Here is a 16,604-nt window from a genome sequence, read left to right as displayed (position 1 = left end):
AGCGCCTGTGAAAGGAAAAAAGAATAATCACATGGAATCATTTGCGCAACCCCAACTGTCCGCTAATCAAATATTAAAACAATATTACGGCTTTGAGCGCTTTCGTCATCCACAAGAAGAAATCGTCAATGACTTATGTGCCGGCATCGATTTATTAGTGCTCATGCCCACTGGCGGAGGTAAGTCATTATGTTATCAAATCCCGTCCTTGGTCCGAAACGGTGTTGGCATTATTGTTTCGCCTTTGATTGCACTGATGGAGGATCAAGTCGCTGCGTTAAAATCGTTAGGCATCAGAGCCGCTTATTATAATTCTTCATTATCCAGCAGCGAATCACGAAAAGTACTCCAAGACTTACATAATCAAGAACTTGATTTACTTTATATTGCTCCTGAGCGTCTCATTAGCGTCTCGTTTCTAGAACGTCTCGAAGATTGTCAACTTGCGCTTTTTGCTATTGATGAGGCCCATTGCATATCGCAATGGGGTCATGATTTTCGTCCAGAATATGCGGCATTGGGCGTACTAAAACAGCAATTTCCTCACGTCCCAATTATTGCGTTGACGGCCACCGCTGATCGTCAAACTCAAAAAGACATCATTCAGCGATTGAATTATAAGCCCAAAGAGTATCTTGCATCGTTCAATCGCCCCAATATCCATTATCGCGTGCTGCCGAAAAGTAACCCGATAAAGCAAATGACCGATTTTCTAGAAACCTTTCCAAATGAGTCGGGCATTATTTATTGTGGAACGAGGGATCGAGTAGAAAGCCTTGCTTCAAAATTAAAGGATAAGGGATATCGGGCCAGAGCTTATCATGCCGGTCTTCCTTATCAGGAACGGCGCGAAGTCCAATCTTTGTTTCGGCATGATCACATCGATATTGTGGTAGCCACCATTGCGTTTGGTATGGGCATTGATAAGCCTGATGTACGTTATGTAGTGCACTTTGATTTACCCAAAACCATTGAAAGTTATTATCAAGAAACGGGAAGAGCAGGCCGAGATGGGCTTCCTGCTCAGGCGTTATTACTCTATGATCCAGCCGATAGCGGCCGCTTAAGAGGACATATTGCCGCTTTGAGCCAAGAAGCGCAGAAACGCATAGAAAACAATAAATTAAATCATATGCTGGCGTTTGCTGAAGCCACTCACTGCCGTCGTCAAATTCTACTTCGATACTTCGATGAAACTTATCCGAATGAATGTAACTATTGCGATGTGTGTGATCACCCCCCGGAAATGGTGGATGCTACCATTGATGCCCAAAAAGCGCTTTCCTGCATTTATCGCTTAAAGCAAAATTATGGCATCTTGCATGTGATTGATGTTCTACGTGGAAGCAGTGCAGAAAAAATTAAACAATTTGGTCATCAGCGCTTATCCACCTATGGTATTGGTCAAGATAAACCAGCCTCCTTTTGGAAGCATTTGCTTTGGCAGTTGATTCATCGTGATTACTGTTACCAGGACTTGGATCACTTTAATGTGCTTCGCCTAACCCAAAAAGCCATACCCCTTCTTAAAGGCGAAGAACAAATTCAATTGAGCGTACCGCCTAAGCCCAATCCCTCCAAACAGAAGAAAGAACGCGAGAATTTTAGTCGCGTCAAAAGTCCTTTGTTTAATGCACTAAGTACACTAAGAAGAAAAATCGCAAATGAAGAAGGCAAACCCCCGTTTATGATCTTTAGTGACGCAACGTTATATGAGATGGCCGATCGTAAGCCTCAAACGTTGGATGAGTTTATTACGATCTCAGGGGTCGGGAAATATAAGCTAGAGTTGTATGGTGAGATGTTTATTCAGACAATTATCGCCGCATCTGAAGAAACGACTGTTTAAGCTAGAAAAAGCAGTTAAGCTCTTAGCTTTGCGTAGTAGGGCTTAACTGCCTTTTCTAGGTTTAAGCAACACCCCAAGAAAACCCTAAAACAACGTCCCTTAGAGCAAAATGATGACGTTGACCAGAATATCCTAACTAACGTTGCCTTCCTAGCATGGATGCTGTGCTTAAAGCACAGCAAGTAGGCGCGAGAAAGGTCTGTACCAATGGTTTGATAGGTAAAGATTTAAACCTAATAGCCGATTTTGACTTTTACTTGATAATACTTCGTTTTATCCTCTTCAATAAACCCACGAGTTTCAACAACTTCAAACCAATTTAATTTGCCATAATCATTAGACGCTTTCAAAATTGCGGCATTAATAGCGTCTTCTATTCCTTTTTGGGATGTTCCGACTAATTCAATAACTTGATAGACTTTATCCATTATTCTTTATCTCCATTTGTTTTCTGGTTAAGGTTTTGAGCTTTGACGATTGCTTTGCGAATCGCTTGGGCATCTTCTGAATCGGGATGCGCTTGGCTTAATAAGCGCTGCCAATAGTGGATTGCCTGTTCATAATCATGGCTCATGAATGAATCCATAGCAAGCATGGCTAACGCATCCGGCTGATTCGGTTGTTTTGTTAAAACTGCTGAAAATAATGCTCGAATCGGCTCGTTGAACTGGTGATGGTTCATTTGCCATTGGCTTTGGGCATAATTAATTGTGATGGGAATATCGTCTGGATTTAGCGCGTAAGCTCTTTTGAAGGCTTGATTGGCTTCAACCCAAGATTCTTGAGTGGTGTATAATCGCCCTAATAAATACCACCCTCGGGGATCATTGGGATTATTGTCCACCCGGGCTTTAAGTTTTAATATTAATTCTTGTGGGCTTTTAATTGATTTGAGAACCTCTTGAACTTGTTGTTGCTTATTCTGTTCCGTCAAATAAGCTTGCCAATCAACCCAGCCTCCCCACTGCCAATAGGCGCTTGTAATGAGCAGAATAAGCACCGGTATTGACCCTAAAATCCACGATTTTTTGAGTCGCAATGGATAGAAAACCATGCAGAACGCGATGGTTAACAATACTATGCCAATAAGGATAAATAACCAATTACTCATGAGTTCGTCGTTTAAAACAGGTTTTCCAAAAAATTCCAAATCCAATACCCAGAAATAGCACTGGCCCAAACCATAATAATAGCGTAATCCCCTTCACTGGGGGCTTAAATAAAATAAAATCTCCGTAACGCTCTGAAAGGTAATTTGTGATTTCATAATCACCTTTCCCGGATTGCACTAATTCATAAACCTCTTTTCGTAAATCCTTGGCTAACGGAGCATTAGAATCGGATAAATCTTGATTTTGGCAAACAAGACAACGCAACTCTCGCAAAAGATGATTAAACTGGGCTTCTTGTTTTGGAGAATCAAAGGAATATAGGGAGGCTCCCAAGGCCACAAAAACAAAAAGGCTCATACTTATTGCCACGATCGATCGAAAATAATTCATGCCGATTTCTCCAAGCTCCTCCAGCGTGGAACAAATATCTGCTCCCAGACTTCAGTTGTCATAGGACCTGTATGACGATATCGAATCAATCCTTGTTTATCAATGAGAAAGGTCTCAGGAGTTCCGTAAACGCCTAAGTCAATCGCTGTGCGACCATCTTGATCCGCACCGATTATTTTATATGGATTTCCCCATTCTGAGAGCCAATGCTCTGCTTCAATTCGATTATCTTTATAATTTAAACCGTAGATGGGCACGCCTTCACTCGCCAATTGCATCAAAACGACCTGCTCTTGTGCACAAGCATCACACCAACTTGCCCAAACATTTAATAATACAACTTCATGATTAAACGCATCGGGAGTAAACGATCGCTCAGGATGACCAAGTTGAGGTAATGAAAAAGGAGGGACCGGTCTATCAATTTTAACGGAAGGCAGGTGGTGAGGATCAAGCGACAACCCGCGCCAGAAAAATAACACCAAGAGTGCAAACAACAAAAAGGGCAGGAGCTTTATGACTCGAAACTTCATGCGTTAAGCTCCTTTAGCTGCATTGTCTTTTTCTGCCGCAACTTATAATACCTGCGGTCAGTCATAGCCAATAGCCCTCCTATTAATATTAAAAAGCCTCCTCCCCAAATCCAGCGAACAAATGGCTTAAAATATAATCGAACTGACCAAGCGTTATGATCTAAGGGTTCACCAAGCGCAATATAAATGTCGCGAAACGGTGTAACATCAATGGCCGAATCCGTCATTGGCATATTCGCAATGTCATAAATTCTTTTTTCTGGATAAACATTGGCAATACGGCCACGAGATTCCACCTGAAAATGCGCCCGAGCGCCGTGATAATTCGGGCCTGTTAGGGAAGATTCATCGATGAATCGAATCGTATACTTTGAGAGTTTGATTTTTTCCCCTGGCGACATTTTTACATCATCCTGAATTCCATAGCCATTTGAAACTACAATTCCAATCACCGTAACCGCCACTCCAATATGGGCAACGACCATCCCCCAGTAGGATTGATTAACGCCTGTGAAGCCACGTTCCTGAATTTTCAACCTACAAGACTTCAAGGTGCTAAATACGATCCACGTCGCTAAGATAAGTCCTAAAAGCACTGGTAATTGTAATGAAGAATTCGTCAGCCAAATCATTAATAAAGATGATCCGAAACTAAGTAAGAGAGGGATTTTTAGGATTTTGGCGACCCGAGAAAGGCTATCCTTCTGCCAGCGTAAATGAATCCCAATCCCCATGAGGATTAGCACCGGAACCATCAGTGGGATAAACACAGCATTGAAGTAAGGCGCCCCCACAGATAACTTACCCAGACCTAACCCATCAATTAATAACGGATAGATCGTTCCCATAAGCACCGTTAGCATGATGACAGCCAGAAACACATTATTTAGCAGCAATGCACTTTCTCGCGAGACTGGGGAAGGTTCTGTAGCGCTTTGCAATGTTTGAGCACGAAACGAGAACAGCAGCAATGAACCGCCAATAACCAGCAGTAAAAAACACAAAATATACAAGCCACGTTGAGGATCCACAGCAAAAGCGTGCACCGACGTTAATACTCCAGAACGCACCAAGAACGTACCGATGAGGCTTAAGGAAAAGGCGGTAATCGCCAATAAAATAGTCCAAGCTTTAAACTGTTTCCGCTTTTCGCTGACAGCCAGTGAGTGCAATAACGCTGTACCTACTAACCAAGGCATAAACGATGCATTCTCGACCGGATCCCAAAACCACCAGCCTCCCCACCCTAGCTCTCGATACGCCCACCAACTGCCCAATGTAATGCCAGTCGTCAAGCAACACCACGCTGCCAACGTCCAGGGTCTGGTCCATTTCGACCAGTTTGACTCAACGCGTCCAGCCCAAAGTGCTGCTATTGCAAACGCAAACGCTACGGAAAATCCAACATACCCCATATACAACATAGGGGGATGAAATAAAAATCCTAAATCTTGTAACAAAGGATTGAGATCACGCCCTTGCGTGGTGAGTAACTGAAATTGTCGAGTAAAGGGGTTAGAAGCGATTAGCAAAAATAGTATAAAACCAATGCTTAACCATCCAAGGACTACCAATACTCGTGCTCGCATCGTTGAATCAAGGCTAGTGCTAAACAATGCAACGGCCATCATCCAGAGGCTTAAAATAGCAACCCACAAGAGCATAGAGCCTTCATGCCCTCCCCAGACCGCACACAATTTATAAAACCAGGGAAGAAGAACGCTGGAGTTTGCAAGAACATACGTTACCGAGAAATCGTTTTGCAAAAAACAGACCGTTAAGCAAAGATAAGCAATGGCAACAAATAAAAACTGACCGCAAACATATACTGTTGCGGCTTTCTGCCATTCAAGCTTCTCTTTCCAAACGCCTATAGCCGGGATTGTGGCCAGGAGTATGGCAAACATACAGGCAAGAATTAAAGAAAATAAACCAAGTTCTGCAATCATATTTTATACAACGTTCCGAATTCTATTTACAACCCGAATTCTATATCTATTGTTTGGATATAGGATGGGATCTATTGTTTGGCTAGAGAATCTCTCACCTCAGGTGGCATGTAATTTTCATCATGTTTTGCCAGCACTTCAAGGGCTTTAAAATGCTTGTTATTCTCGAGTATGCCTTCAGCCACAATGCCCTGCCCTTCACGAAATAAGTCCGGTAAAATACCGGTATATTCAATTTCTAAGGTATGTTTAAAATCCGTGACTTGAAACCGAACTGATAAGTCGTCCTGATTTCGCTTAACGCTGTTTTTCACAACCATTCCTCCGACTCGAATCGCTTGATTAAGTGGGGCTTGGCCTTCAGAGATTTGAGTTGGAGAGTAAAATAAGCTAATGTTTTGCCTTAATGCATACAATACTAGTAGGCTAACGAGCAGCAGCGTTATTAGTATGAACAACAACCCTATTAACTTTCGTCTCCTAACTGCATTCATTTATGGCGCCCTTTAAACCATTGCTTCAACGCCTTCTGCACGGAGATCTGTTGTCGCTTACAAAGAAGGAGATTGCCAAGAAACACCGCTGCAGCAAGTCCATAAGCAGGCCATACATAAGCCCCATATCCCCCCATAGAAAACCATTGCATTAGCGCGCTCATGCGTTACCTCCTTCCACAACGCCCTGAACCCAGCTTTGACGGCGCTCTCGAAATAACAATTCATTGCGCGCTTTGGAGAAAATAATTAAACCCGCATAGAGAAAAAAACCAAGCAACGTCAATAACAAGGGATAAAGCATACTCACATGAATTTTAGGCTTTGCAAAAACGGTTAAGGTGGCCCCTTGATGCAGTGTATTCCACCAATAAACAGAATAGTGAATAATGGGTAAATCAACCAAGCCGACTAACGTTAAAATGGCAACGACCTTATCGCCTTGATCTTTATTTTGAAACGCATGTCCTGTGGCAAGAATCGCACCGTAAATGAAGAGCAAAATTAATTCAGAAGTGAGTCTTGCATCCCATACCCACCAAGTGCCCCACATCGGTTTCCCCCAGATACTACCCGTAACTAAGGCTAAAAAAGCCATGCAGGCGCCTATCTCGGCGATCGATTTCAACATAATTCCGGCGAGTTTAATGCGCCATACTAACAGCAATATCGCTAAAAATCCCATCCAGCCATACAACGCCATGGACAAAAATGCGCTGGGAACATGAATATAGATAATACGAAACGCATCCCCTTGCTGATAATCAGCCGGGGCAAACGCTAATCCCCAAATGAGTCCCACACTTAAACATAGGAACGCACCGCTTGCAAACCAAGGAATCAATCGACCAGACAAGTTATAAAATAATTTTGGCGAAGCCAACTGATACAATAATTTCCACATAGGAAGCAATTTAACCCAAAAAGACGAAAATTTTAACACGCATTTATTCGGATGTCAGGGCCTATGTATGAAAAGTTTTTACCTAATCCAATAAAAAAAACAACTCGTCTTTGCGAAGCTACTTGCGGCTGAAGCAACCCAGGGATTCTTGCCGCGATCTCTGGACTGCCGCACCAGCTTTGCTGGTTCGCAATGACGGGGAACGCCACTCCTTGAAGTCGTTGTTTCTTAAGGTTTAACTAGTCAATTAAACTAATTCGCATCATAGCGGCAATGGCAAAGGGTAGAAACCCCGCTGCCATCAAAGACATTGCCAATAATAAAGCGAGATAACCGGCTATGGGCATACCTTGCATAGCAATCGTCACCGCACCGCTACCAAAAATCATCACAGGAATCGTTAAGGGCAGTAAGATAAGCGCCATAAGGATGCCTTTTTGCTTTAACCCACCGCTAAACACAGCAGCCAACGCACAAAGAAATAATATTGCCGGTGAACCAAAGAATAAGCTAAGCATCAAGGTTATCGTTTCGTATGCATTTAATCTAAATAAGAGCGAAAGTAGCGGCGTTAATGCGAGGATGGGCACAAGAATAAAAAGCCAGTTCACCAACGTTTTAGCGAATACCAGCACACTAACTGGTTGTCCTGAAATTAACCACTGCTCAATAACACCGTCTTCATACTCTTGTTGAAACAACCTATCGGCCGAAATGAGCATCACCATCAGTAGTGCAATCCAAACTAACCCCGGTGCAATTTGTCGTAACAATCCCGCATTAGGCGGCATTGTTAAAGGGAAAAAAATTAAAATCATTAGAAAAATCATGCTGGAATTGACCACATGGCGTAGTTGTCTACTTAAGATAAGTGACTCACGTTTAAACTGGCGGAAAAATAAGGTGGATAGCGTCATTGCAAGATATACTCTTCGTAAGGAATGTCGGATAGAGTAATCGCTTGATGTGAAGTCATAATAATGGCCCCGCCCCTGTTCAGGTGGCGCGCCATGCAATCGGTCAGCATGGCAATTGCCGTTTGATCAAGAGATACCAATGGTTCGTCCAACAACCATAACGGGTGTTCGGAACAATGGAGTTTTAAAAGCCCAACCCGACGACGTTGGCCTGCGGATAGTAAACCACATAGTCTATTTTCCATACCCTGTAAGCCAACATTAGCAATCACTTCATCAATAAGCGGCTTATCTAAAGAAGAGCAATACAAATCAAAGCGACAATGTTCGGCGACCGTAAGCCATGGACTAATTCCAGGTTTATGCCCTACATAACATAACTGTTGTTGGTAAGTGGGCCTATCTTCATAAATATTTTTACCATAAAAAAGAACTTGACCATGATCCGGGACTAATAACCCTGCGAGTATTTTTAATAAAGTTGATTTTCCACTGCCATTTTCACCGCGCAAATGCAATAAAGTACCGGCGCCAGTAGAGAGTTGAATGTTCTTCAAAACGGATTTGTCAGGATAATCAAAATCAAGGTTATGCACTTCAAGCATGATTAGAGTCAGAGAGTACCTTTTAACGGTGTAGCGAGTTTATCATTTTTTCGTAAGACTTGCATGGCGATATATTGCTGGCGATAATGGTGGTTTTAAACAGACAAAGGCTAATGATGGAATTTCTTGCTCAATACGGCTTATTTGCATTAGAGCTGTTCACCGTGGTGATCGCAATATTATTGTTGATTGCGGGTATTTTATCTATGGGACGTAAACCTCGACCTAAATTGGAAATTAAGTCTCTAAATCAGCACTGGCGAGACATTAGCGACACCATGCGCCGAGAAGTTCTTCAGGAAAAGCCTAAAAAAAATAAATCAAAAAACAAGAAAGAGAAGAAAACACAGCCAGCACTTTATGTCCTTGATTTTTCAGGCGACATTAAAGCTTCCCAAGTGGATCAATTTCGTGATGAGATTTCAGCGGTTTTATCCATTGCTCAACAGGGTGATGAAGTCATTGTTCGCTTGGAAAGCCCTGGTGGTGCGGTAAATGGCTATGGGCTTGCTGCTTCGCAATTACACCGGATTCGCGATCGCAACATCCCACTTACCGTTTGCATTGATAAAGTTGCTGCGAGCGGTGGGTATTTAATGGCCTGTGTTGCGAATCGCATTGTTGCCGCTCCTTTTGCCATAATTGGTTCAATTGGGGTGGTTGCGCAAATTCCAAATTTTTATCGCTGGCTCAAAAAAAATGATATTGATATTGAATTGATGACTGCTGGTGAATATAAGCGCACATTAACTCTTTTTGCTGAAAATACTGACAAGGGCCGTAAAAAATTTCAGCAGGAATTAGAAGTCATTCATCAGTCGTTCCGTGATTATGTGCTGGCTAATCGTCAACAGCTTGATATGGAAAAAGTGGCTACCGGAGAGCACTGGCTTGCCCAAGATGCGTTCGAACTCCGCCTGGTAGATGTGCTAAAAACCAGTGATGAATACATTCTTGATAAGCTTGAATCATTTAATGTTTATTCGGTTAAAATGCATGGAAAGCAAAGCTTAGCCGCAAAAATCCTAAAACCTGCGATGAGTATTTTGCACCCTTGGGGTTAAATATTTTGGGTATAAAACTACACTTTCTATCGCCTGATAGCTCCAGTCTCAACCCGATAGAACAATTGTGGAACGTCATGAACGAAGAAGTAAGAAACAACCGATGTTTCAAAGGATGTTGCCCCCATTGCAAGTAAAACACTCTAGGTGAGCAAAATTTTACTGTGACGCCCATATCCTGAATTTTGACCACTTTGGTGTCCATAAATTGCTCACCAAGGTGGCTTCCCCGCGCCCAAGCTCAGCGGAAATTTTTGCAGCAGGGCCTATAAGCTGTGAAGAGGATTTCGTTGATAATCCTCATCCAGGCCTTGAAGGTAAACCATAGCAAGAAAAGGAGAATGTCGGAGAAGATAAAAAAATCTCAAAATGTGCTATAATTGGGCTTGCAAAAACCCGAGAATGCTATGAAATTCAAATCACACGCCGAAAGAATGCAACATCCACAGGCAAAACTCATTCCCCCGTCGCTTTGGAAAGATTACTTTCTATTCAATGAAGAACTCCCCGACTCAATTGCCATCCTGATGCAAGCGAGTAAAGAAGACCTAACTGCCCAAATATTGGCAACGGCTCCGGAGTTTGAGCTTAACCAGGAACAAGAATGCGCTTGGCTTGCGCTGGCATTAAGCCATCCTGAGCTTAGCTGCGATTCACTGCGGGAAATCAGCCGGTCATTCAGGATAGATGATGAACGCCTGTTTAAAATAGCTGTCGCTTGGGGGAATGTTGATTTTTTTGAATCTTTGGTTAAGGAATTCAATCAGGTCGGCGAATTAGACCGTATGATTGCTGCTAATGATTATGCCGCATTCCGCCAGGCTGCAGACTGCGGTCACTTGCCGATCATGGAGCATTTGATGCAGTTGGCTCCAGATAACGTGCAAGCCATGATTGCCGCCGATGACTATGCCGCATTTCGCCAGGCTGCAGACTGCGGTCACCTGCCGGTCATGGAGCGTTTGATGCAATTGGCTCCAGATAAGGTGCAAACCATGATTGCCGCCAATAACTATCGCGCATTTCACTATGCTGCATTAAACGGTCACCTGTCGCTCATAGAGCGTTTGATGGAGTTGGTGCCAGAAGAAAAGAAGCAAACCATAATTGCCGCTGGTAACTATAGTGCGTTTCGCGCGGCTGCAGCAAACGGTCACCTGCCGGTCATTAAGCTTTTGGTGGAATTGGTGCCAGAAGAACAGAAGCAAACCATGATTGCCGTCAATGACTATGCGGCATTTGGCTCGGCTGCAGCAAACGGTCACCTGCTGCTCATGGATTATTTGATTAAGTTGGCTCCAGATAAGGTGCAAACCATGATTGCCGCCGATGAGTATGTTGCGTTTCGCGCGGCTGCAAGAAACGGTCAACTGCCTGCCATGGAGCTTTTGATTAAGTTGGCTCCAGATAAGGTGCAAACCATGATTGCCGCTTATAACGATGGCGCATTTCACGAGGCTGCAGAAAAATGTCAACTGCCGGTCATGGAGCGTTTGGTAGAGTTGGTGCCAGAAGAAAAGAAGCAAAGCATGATTGCCGCTGGTAATTATGGCCCATTTTACCATGCTGTAGCAAACGGTAACCTTCCGGCCATGGAGGGTTTGATGAAGTTGGCTCCAAATAAGGTGCGATTCATGATTGCCGCTAACTATCACGCATTCGACAAGGCCGCAGAAAACGGCCACCTGCCGGTAGTCAATCGTCTACTGACCTTTCCTGCCCAGTTTGCTTACGCCGAACTGCATGACCGAGAGTATGGCGAAAAATATATTCATCCTTTCGTGAGCACCACACTCACAACACTTCGCGCCCAAAAAGCGCAGGTGGAACAAGCCAACCCAGATGCTGTGTTTGATATCACTAATCCAGAAGAAGCTAAGCTTTATTTTTATATGCTGCGCAATCTGATTCGCCGAAATCTTCCTCTGCTGCGCGATGACATTCTCTTTCTGTTGGAAATCCCGTCTGTCAAAGCCTTAGTCCACACAGCAGTCACACCTCAAGAACACAATGAACTCTTACGTTTAGCACTTAGTACCGACAATCAAAGTGCGGCTGAGTTGTTGCTCACCATTTCTGCCGTTCGTGCATTAGCTGAAGAAAACAACTACTATCGAGACGAAATGCGAGGCGGCCTGGATTTAGCGGCCTTGGCACGAGACCGCGAATCGTCCATGCATGCTTTGACCACTGGAGAACAACAAAGACTGCAAGCGGCATTAGAGCGCTATGAGCCTTCGGTCAAAGAAGCCGGGGTGCCGCATATGATGCAGGATTTACGACAAACACTCGAGAGGCGTTACGAAACCAATCCTGCAAAAATAAACCGCGACAATGGCTCTGAGCTTTGTTTACCGCTGAACTGGAAAGACTTCCTACAACTCAACCTCAACAGCGTTGAAAAAGAACGTGCCTTGACAGCGTATTACCAACATAAAGACCACACGGCGTTGCGTTATCTATCTAAACCCAATCATTGGATGGATGAGAGGGCGGGCTATGTCTATATCTCAAACGACCGTTCTGAACGGTGGTCTACGTTTGAAGAATATCAACCGCTTATCGCGTTGCTTTATGTGGGGGCTGCGGATAAAGAAACAAGCCCAATCGATGGGTATACTCTAGACACTCGATTGGAGCATTTCATCCGTGAACTTGCCTACATTGGACGCGCTCATAATTGGGATAAATCCCGCATTAAAACCGACGCTCGTGGAAATCCTCTTCTTGATGCAGAGGGAAACCCAATTACCGAAGAATACGACGACTTGCAAGGGGATAAACCCAGTTGTTTCTCTGGTGTGAAACGACGACTGTTTCAATCGGTTCAAGGCCATCCTCTGTTTAAGATGTTAACGAAGGAAGTCCTTGATGGAGAGCTTCGTGAGCTTGTCTATCATCATTTTGAAAAAGCCATTTGTGATGAAAATAGAAAGGCGCTTCAAGAAGCCTGGAGTCAATGGGTGACTGAACTGGATAAAAGCGTACTACCCGTCTTAAAAACGCTAGACATTACCCCCGAAAAACAACAAGCCTTTATCGACGCACTGGCTCAAAAATATGGTCCGCAATTTACGAAAGAGCCCGCATTTATTCAGCAAATAAGAGCTGCTTTTCAATTGAAAAAAGAAGAAGATGCCCATATCCTGAATTTTGACCACTTTGGTATTCATGAATTGCTCACCAAAGAGGCTTCCTCGCGCCTAAGTTCCGCAGGATTTTTTGCAAACTCGATAAGGCATGCAGAAAGGGATGAGGATTTTGTCGACCAAGTTCCGCAGGATTTTTTGCAGACACGGTAAAGCATGCAGAAAGGGATGTGAATTAGGAGAATAAGGTAGGTGACATCATGAGAGAGCAAGGCCACCTGAAATGGCTTAAAACGTTGATAGAAACGACCGGGGTAGTCGATGGCTTGAGAAGGAATAAGCAATAAACGAGTTTTTAAACAACAACGCAAGTGCAAAAAAATGGATAGCATAAAAGTCGCATTTTGAAGTTGATTGGGTATATACTTAATACTAATATATCAATTTTAGGGTGGAGCAAAACATGAGTGATTTTAAATCTAAATTGCCTGATCTAAAAGAACTGGGATCCATGACTGGCAAATTGTTTAAAGATTTAAAGACCAGTGTGTCTGAAATTATTCAAGACTATAAAGAAAAACGAGAAACGGAAGCCAAAGAACAAGAAACAAAGCCAGAACAGCCTGCTTCAAAAGAACCACCGAAGGCGAAAGAATCCACATCTGAAACACCTCAGGCAAAGCCAAAACCTGAACCTGAAGTTAAGCCAGCACCTGTTGAACCTACCCCTGAAAAAACTGAAGTTGAATCAAAATCAACCCCAGACGTACAGCCGGAAACAAAAAAAGAAAGCAAGTCGGAGTAATTTCCATTAAGGTCTCGAGTTTAGCCATTTTTCCCAGGACTGTTCGCCCTGAGGAGCGTGCGTAGCACACGTCTCGAAGGGCTTTCTAAGCGGCTAAACCCGAGTAAGGTAACGCCGGAAGAATCTGATCAAATGTTTTCCGATCAATTATGCCCGCATCTATCAGATCTAAACCACTGGAAAAGGTAAAAAGCCTTTTTGTCTGCTGGTGATGGCATGTAACTTTACACCATAATAATGTAGCTTTTTGGTGGCGCAGTACCCATTTTTGAGGCAATTTCGGGCACCTCTTTTGCATGGAAATGCCTGCCTCGCTGCACTATAATAACAGGCATTAAATCCATAAGCCCCGTGAGCAAGTTAAACAAATAGTTGACTCTGAGGTCTCGCATCAAAGAATCAAACGTTACTTGCGCCTGTGGTGTGCGTAGTGAGTGAGGTCGGCTCAAGGCTTAAGATACGAAGAATTTTTTGGGGTGGATTTTAAACGCTTGTTGAAATCGTAACATATCAGGCTATGCGGTTGAATTGTTATACGATATTACAAAGACATCCCTGTGGATCTACCAGGCTGACTTAGGTTCTCACGTAGCGAAGTGAGTTCGGCTGTTCTCACTTCATCTAGGCGGGTAATGGCCGCCAAATCAGTTGACCATGCCAACACCAACCGAGCGTTCCACCCCCACGGATTATCACTAACCCACGCGCGCGGTATCCTACGCCTTGCTTCCGCTTCCCACGACGCGCCGCGCGCTAATCCAAAATCAAAACCAAGACCAGAATTAGAAGATGCAAAAGGAAACCAGGACTCGTGACGAAAAGTATCTCGGTTAAAAAAAGTTAAACAACGCGGTAATGTGGGCTCATTAAAGGACGGGCATGGATCAAATGATCGGCCCCCCCGGCAATATTCTTGCGCCACATGCGCAGGTACATCGCGCTGTGCAAGACCCACATTCTTCCAGGATGCCTCCATTGCGGCCCAGTTCCTTGCACCCTCCCAAGCATCATAGCCATCAACGTGTGCTTGTAATGCCGTTTTAAGTGGGGTTAAATCAAAATGAGCGCTGCGATGTTCCGTACTATTTTGTTGATAAGGTAGCCCTACCTCCTCAATGGCATCTATACGGACTAACAAGTGGGCTTTGGTTTCCTCATCCATATGAGTTTCTAACATACGGCACATATGGGTGTCTTTAGCCCAGTAGGCATATTCGAACGCTGTGCAATGAAAGGTTCGGCCTGAGTAATCGGTAAACTTGCCAGGGGTTCTGAGAGTGCTCTGTTTGTCGGATGATGCTTGCAACATAGCATCCGCTTCCTTTTGTTTGCCTTTCGCCACATCCTCCAAGAATTGCCTGTTTTGGAAGGCGGGTGATGCACGACACGCTTCCTGGATTTCTTTGGGGAGACGTTCCCATTGGACGTCGCTCAGTTTATCCAGCAGCGCTTCTGGTTCAATATCAACCGTCATTACGGGTTCATTTTTGGCTGTGATGATTTCAGGACGAGTGGCCGCATCTTTGCGAATTTGCTCAAAGTATTTTTGATGCGGGCATGTGGGGTCCACGATGTTCGCAAAATCCGTGCAAATTAAACCTTGATGGGATACAAATTTAGCGTTTTCTCCATGGGCTTTGGTGTCTAATATCATGAAATCATCCATGTGTGGATTTTCTTTGGTGGCTGTGACCGTACGAAAGGCTGTTTCAAATTTTTGTTGAATGGCCTCTTTATCGTTTGCACTTAAAGAACGAGATAATCCAAATTCACTTGCATGAACATTGCAAAAAGCACAAAGTGCACTTTCCACATCATCGCCCGCACTTAAGGCTTGCGACATCGTTTCGACCAACGCTTGGCTTAACTCTGGAGAGTCATCCAGAATCACCCCAAAATTTTGATTACTGATGCCTTGGGCTTGGCAATACACATTCATAACACCTAAGTAAAATTGCGTCAGGATGGACAAGCGCTCGGCTTTCTCTTCTTGGTTAGCAAAAGTGCCAAGGTAAAATGGTGACCCCTGNTAGCATCTTCACCAAATCCCATTAACGCATCGATGTGCGCTTGATTGATTTCTTGTTTGACACTCCCATCATGGGTGCGGTTAAAATAGTTCTGAACATCAATGTCAATCCCAAAGAGTGTTTGGCACTGCTCTTTTAAAACCGTTTGTATGTCTTGAAATGCACCACCCTCTGGTAAGGCGTTCAACACCGAGTTAATTAACTGCGCGCGTGGGTCGGGGCGTGCTATCGTCACTTCAGGGAAAATACGATGCATGCTGTTATATAAAGAAGATAATGGACTCCCTGCCTCATCATTGCCCCGATTGACATTAAATACCGGATTCACCACCGCGGAGTATGGGTCTTGTATACGTGGTCGCAATTGAATGCTGTATAAGTTCGAGGGGTTGGCGAGAAAGTGTCGGACAGAGCCCCCATAGCTATCTCTCATCGCTGTTACGGCTTCTAGGTAGATGTTGATTTGAGCCAAGCGTTCTTCTTTCGCTTGACGCAGAGGGTTTCCTTCTTCCAGCAATGACAGGTCAAATTCAAGTGCGCTTTTATAAGCGTCTAGCTCCTTGAAGGCCGCGCCATCTTCAAAAAACGCTTTTAACTCCACATTTGACTTACAAGTATTGTCTGTACTGATATCCTGGCCTGCAATGAAAGGGACCAGCAGATGCACTTGATTTTCTGGGGTGATGTAAAGGTATCTAGACGACGTGGGTTCGGTCAATAAAATCCGCATGGTCTTTTCTCGCAACAGGTGTGCTGTTAATGTTCATTATACACCATTTTTGATACACCATTTTTGGCAACAAGGCCGTGCGCTACCCAAACGCTACCCAAATATTCGATTTCAAGTGATGCATCTACTGGGA

The 16,604-nt window shown here is 43.9% G+C and carries 14 protein-coding genes and 2 pseudogenes; 5 read left to right on the top strand and 11 right to left on the bottom strand.

The features are described 5' to 3' along the window. Positions 1 to 31 precede the first annotated feature (31 nt). The gene (gene recQ, locus E1O47_RS08410) at positions 32 to 1,849 is read left to right on the top strand and encodes a DNA helicase RecQ (protein ID WP_133130813.1); all 1,818 of its coding nucleotides are present in this window, start codon (positions 32 to 34) and stop codon (positions 1,847 to 1,849) included. A 233-nt stretch (positions 1,850 to 2,082) separates the two neighbouring features. On the opposite strand, the gene E1O47_RS08405 is transcribed toward recQ, so the two are convergent. From E1O47_RS08405 to ccmA, 10 genes are all read right to left on the bottom strand, one after another. After that, a complete protein-coding gene (locus tag E1O47_RS08405) occupies positions 2,083 to 2,277 on the bottom strand; it encodes a dodecin (protein WP_242602077.1) in 195 nt (64 codons plus the stop codon). Next, on the bottom strand, positions 2,277 to 2,960 hold the full coding sequence (locus E1O47_RS08400; RefSeq protein WP_133130811.1) for a tetratricopeptide repeat protein: 684 nt from the start codon (positions 2,958 to 2,960) through the stop codon (positions 2,277 to 2,279). Before E1O47_RS08400 ends, E1O47_RS08405 begins: the two co-directional genes overlap by 1 nt. Continuing rightward, complete coding sequence (locus E1O47_RS08395; protein WP_242602081.1) at positions 2,953 to 3,318, bottom strand: cytochrome c-type biogenesis protein; 366 nt, start codon at positions 3,316 to 3,318, stop codon at positions 2,953 to 2,955. Before E1O47_RS08395 ends, E1O47_RS08400 begins: the two co-directional genes overlap by 8 nt. 29 nt (positions 3,319 to 3,347) lie before the next feature. Further along, positions 3,348 to 3,884: a DsbE family thiol:disulfide interchange protein gene (locus tag E1O47_RS08390; protein ID WP_133130809.1), complete on the bottom strand. Its 537-nt coding sequence runs from the start codon at positions 3,882 to 3,884 to the stop codon at positions 3,348 to 3,350. After that, entirely contained in the window at positions 3,881 to 5,833 is a 1,953-nt protein-coding gene (locus tag E1O47_RS08385; protein WP_133130808.1) for a heme lyase CcmF/NrfE family subunit, read from the bottom strand. Before E1O47_RS08385 ends, E1O47_RS08390 begins: the two co-directional genes overlap by 4 nt. Positions 5,834 to 5,904: 71 nt before the next feature. Next, positions 5,905 to 6,327: a cytochrome c maturation protein CcmE gene (gene ccmE / locus E1O47_RS08380; protein ID WP_133130807.1), complete on the bottom strand. Its 423-nt coding sequence runs from the start codon at positions 6,325 to 6,327 to the stop codon at positions 5,905 to 5,907. Then, positions 6,324 to 6,491, bottom strand: a complete 168-nt coding sequence (ccmD, locus tag E1O47_RS08375; protein ID WP_133130806.1) for a heme exporter protein CcmD — start codon at positions 6,489 to 6,491, stop codon at positions 6,324 to 6,326. Before ccmD ends, ccmE begins: the two co-directional genes overlap by 4 nt. Further along, positions 6,488 to 7,231 (bottom strand): heme ABC transporter permease CcmC, encoded by a 744-nt coding sequence (gene ccmC / locus E1O47_RS08370; protein ID WP_133130805.1) that lies wholly within the window; start codon positions 7,229 to 7,231, stop codon positions 6,488 to 6,490. The genes ccmD and ccmC overlap by 4 nt, the downstream gene beginning before the upstream one ends. A gap of 239 nt (positions 7,232 to 7,470) precedes the next feature. Continuing rightward, a complete protein-coding gene (ccmB, locus tag E1O47_RS08365; protein ID WP_133130804.1) occupies positions 7,471 to 8,148 on the bottom strand; it encodes a heme exporter protein CcmB in 678 nt (225 codons plus the stop codon). Beyond that, on the bottom strand, positions 8,145 to 8,753 hold the full coding sequence (ccmA, locus tag E1O47_RS08360) for a cytochrome c biogenesis heme-transporting ATPase CcmA (RefSeq protein ID WP_133130803.1): 609 nt from the start codon (positions 8,751 to 8,753) through the stop codon (positions 8,145 to 8,147). Before ccmA ends, ccmB begins: the two co-directional genes overlap by 4 nt. Positions 8,754 to 8,869: 116 nt before the next feature. Between ccmA and sohB the strand changes: the two genes are divergently transcribed. From sohB to E1O47_RS12530, 4 genes and pseudogenes are all read left to right on the top strand, one after another. Then, the gene (sohB, locus tag E1O47_RS08355; RefSeq protein WP_133130839.1) at positions 8,870 to 9,817 is read left to right on the top strand and encodes a protease SohB; all 948 of its coding nucleotides are present in this window, start codon (positions 8,870 to 8,872) and stop codon (positions 9,815 to 9,817) included. 2 nt (positions 9,818 to 9,819) lie between these two features. Beyond that, positions 9,820 to 9,927: pseudogene (locus tag E1O47_RS08350) on the top strand (transposase); the annotation flags it as partial. A gap of 324 nt (positions 9,928 to 10,251) precedes the next feature. Next, positions 10,252 to 13,119 carry an ankyrin repeat domain-containing protein gene (locus E1O47_RS08345; protein ID WP_133130802.1) on the top strand — a complete coding sequence of 956 codons (2,868 nt, stop codon included), beginning with the start codon at positions 10,252 to 10,254 and terminating at the stop codon, positions 13,117 to 13,119. Between the two features lie 250 nt (positions 13,120 to 13,369). Beyond that, positions 13,370 to 13,711, top strand: coding sequence for a hypothetical protein (locus E1O47_RS12530; RefSeq protein ID WP_242602075.1), 342 nt, complete (start codon positions 13,370 to 13,372; stop codon positions 13,709 to 13,711). Between the two features lie 541 nt (positions 13,712 to 14,252). Here the strand turns inward: E1O47_RS12530 and E1O47_RS08335 are convergent. Next, positions 14,253 to 16,471: pseudogene (locus tag E1O47_RS08335) on the bottom strand (hypothetical protein). Between the last annotated feature and the right edge of the window lie 133 nt (positions 16,472 to 16,604).

This window comes from Legionella yabuuchiae (assembly GCF_900640115.1).
Taxonomy (GTDB): Bacteria; Pseudomonadota; Gammaproteobacteria; order Legionellales; family Legionellaceae; genus Legionella_A; species Legionella_A yabuuchiae.
The sequence above is the reverse complement of the archived record's forward strand: the minus strand, read 5'-3'. Positions and strand labels throughout refer to the sequence as shown.

Excerpts from the sequence above, each read along its gene's own strand:
- E1O47_RS08400 (WP_133130811.1), bottom strand. The coding sequence starts at position 2,960 with ATGAGTAATTGGTTATTTATCCTTATTGGCATAGTATTGTTAACCATC.
- E1O47_RS12530 (WP_242602075.1), top strand. The coding sequence starts at position 13,370 with ATGAGTGATTTTAAATCTAAATTGCCTGATCTAAAAGAACTGGGATCC.
- E1O47_RS08395 (WP_242602081.1), bottom strand. The coding sequence starts at position 3,318 with ATGAGCCTTTTTGTTTTTGTGGCCTTGGGAGCCTCCCTATATTCCTTT.
- E1O47_RS08390 (WP_133130809.1), bottom strand. The coding sequence starts at position 3,884 with ATGAAGTTTCGAGTCATAAAGCTCCTGCCCTTTTTGTTGTTTGCACTC.
- E1O47_RS08385 (WP_133130808.1), bottom strand. The coding sequence starts at position 5,833 with ATGATTGCAGAACTTGGTTTATTTTCTTTAATTCTTGCCTGTATGTTT.
- E1O47_RS08405 (WP_242602077.1), bottom strand. The coding sequence starts at position 2,277 with ATGGATAAAGTCTATCAAGTTATTGAATTAGTCGGAACATCCCAAAAA.
- sohB (WP_133130839.1), top strand. The coding sequence starts at position 8,870 with ATGGAATTTCTTGCTCAATACGGCTTATTTGCATTAGAGCTGTTCACC.
- ccmA (WP_133130803.1), bottom strand. The coding sequence starts at position 8,753 with ATGCTTGAAGTGCATAACCTTGATTTTGATTATCCTGACAAATCCGTT.
- ccmB (WP_133130804.1), bottom strand. The coding sequence starts at position 8,148 with ATGACGCTATCCACCTTATTTTTCCGCCAGTTTAAACGTGAGTCACTT.
- ccmD (WP_133130806.1), bottom strand. The coding sequence starts at position 6,491 with ATGAGCGCGCTAATGCAATGGTTTTCTATGGGGGGATATGGGGCTTAT.
- E1O47_RS08345 (WP_133130802.1), top strand. The coding sequence starts at position 10,252 with ATGCAACATCCACAGGCAAAACTCATTCCCCCGTCGCTTTGGAAAGAT.
- ccmE (WP_133130807.1), bottom strand. The coding sequence starts at position 6,327 with ATGAATGCAGTTAGGAGACGAAAGTTAATAGGGTTGTTGTTCATACTA.
- recQ (WP_133130813.1), top strand. The coding sequence starts at position 32 with ATGGAATCATTTGCGCAACCCCAACTGTCCGCTAATCAAATATTAAAA.
- ccmC (WP_133130805.1), bottom strand. The coding sequence starts at position 7,231 with ATGTGGAAATTATTGTATCAGTTGGCTTCGCCAAAATTATTTTATAAC.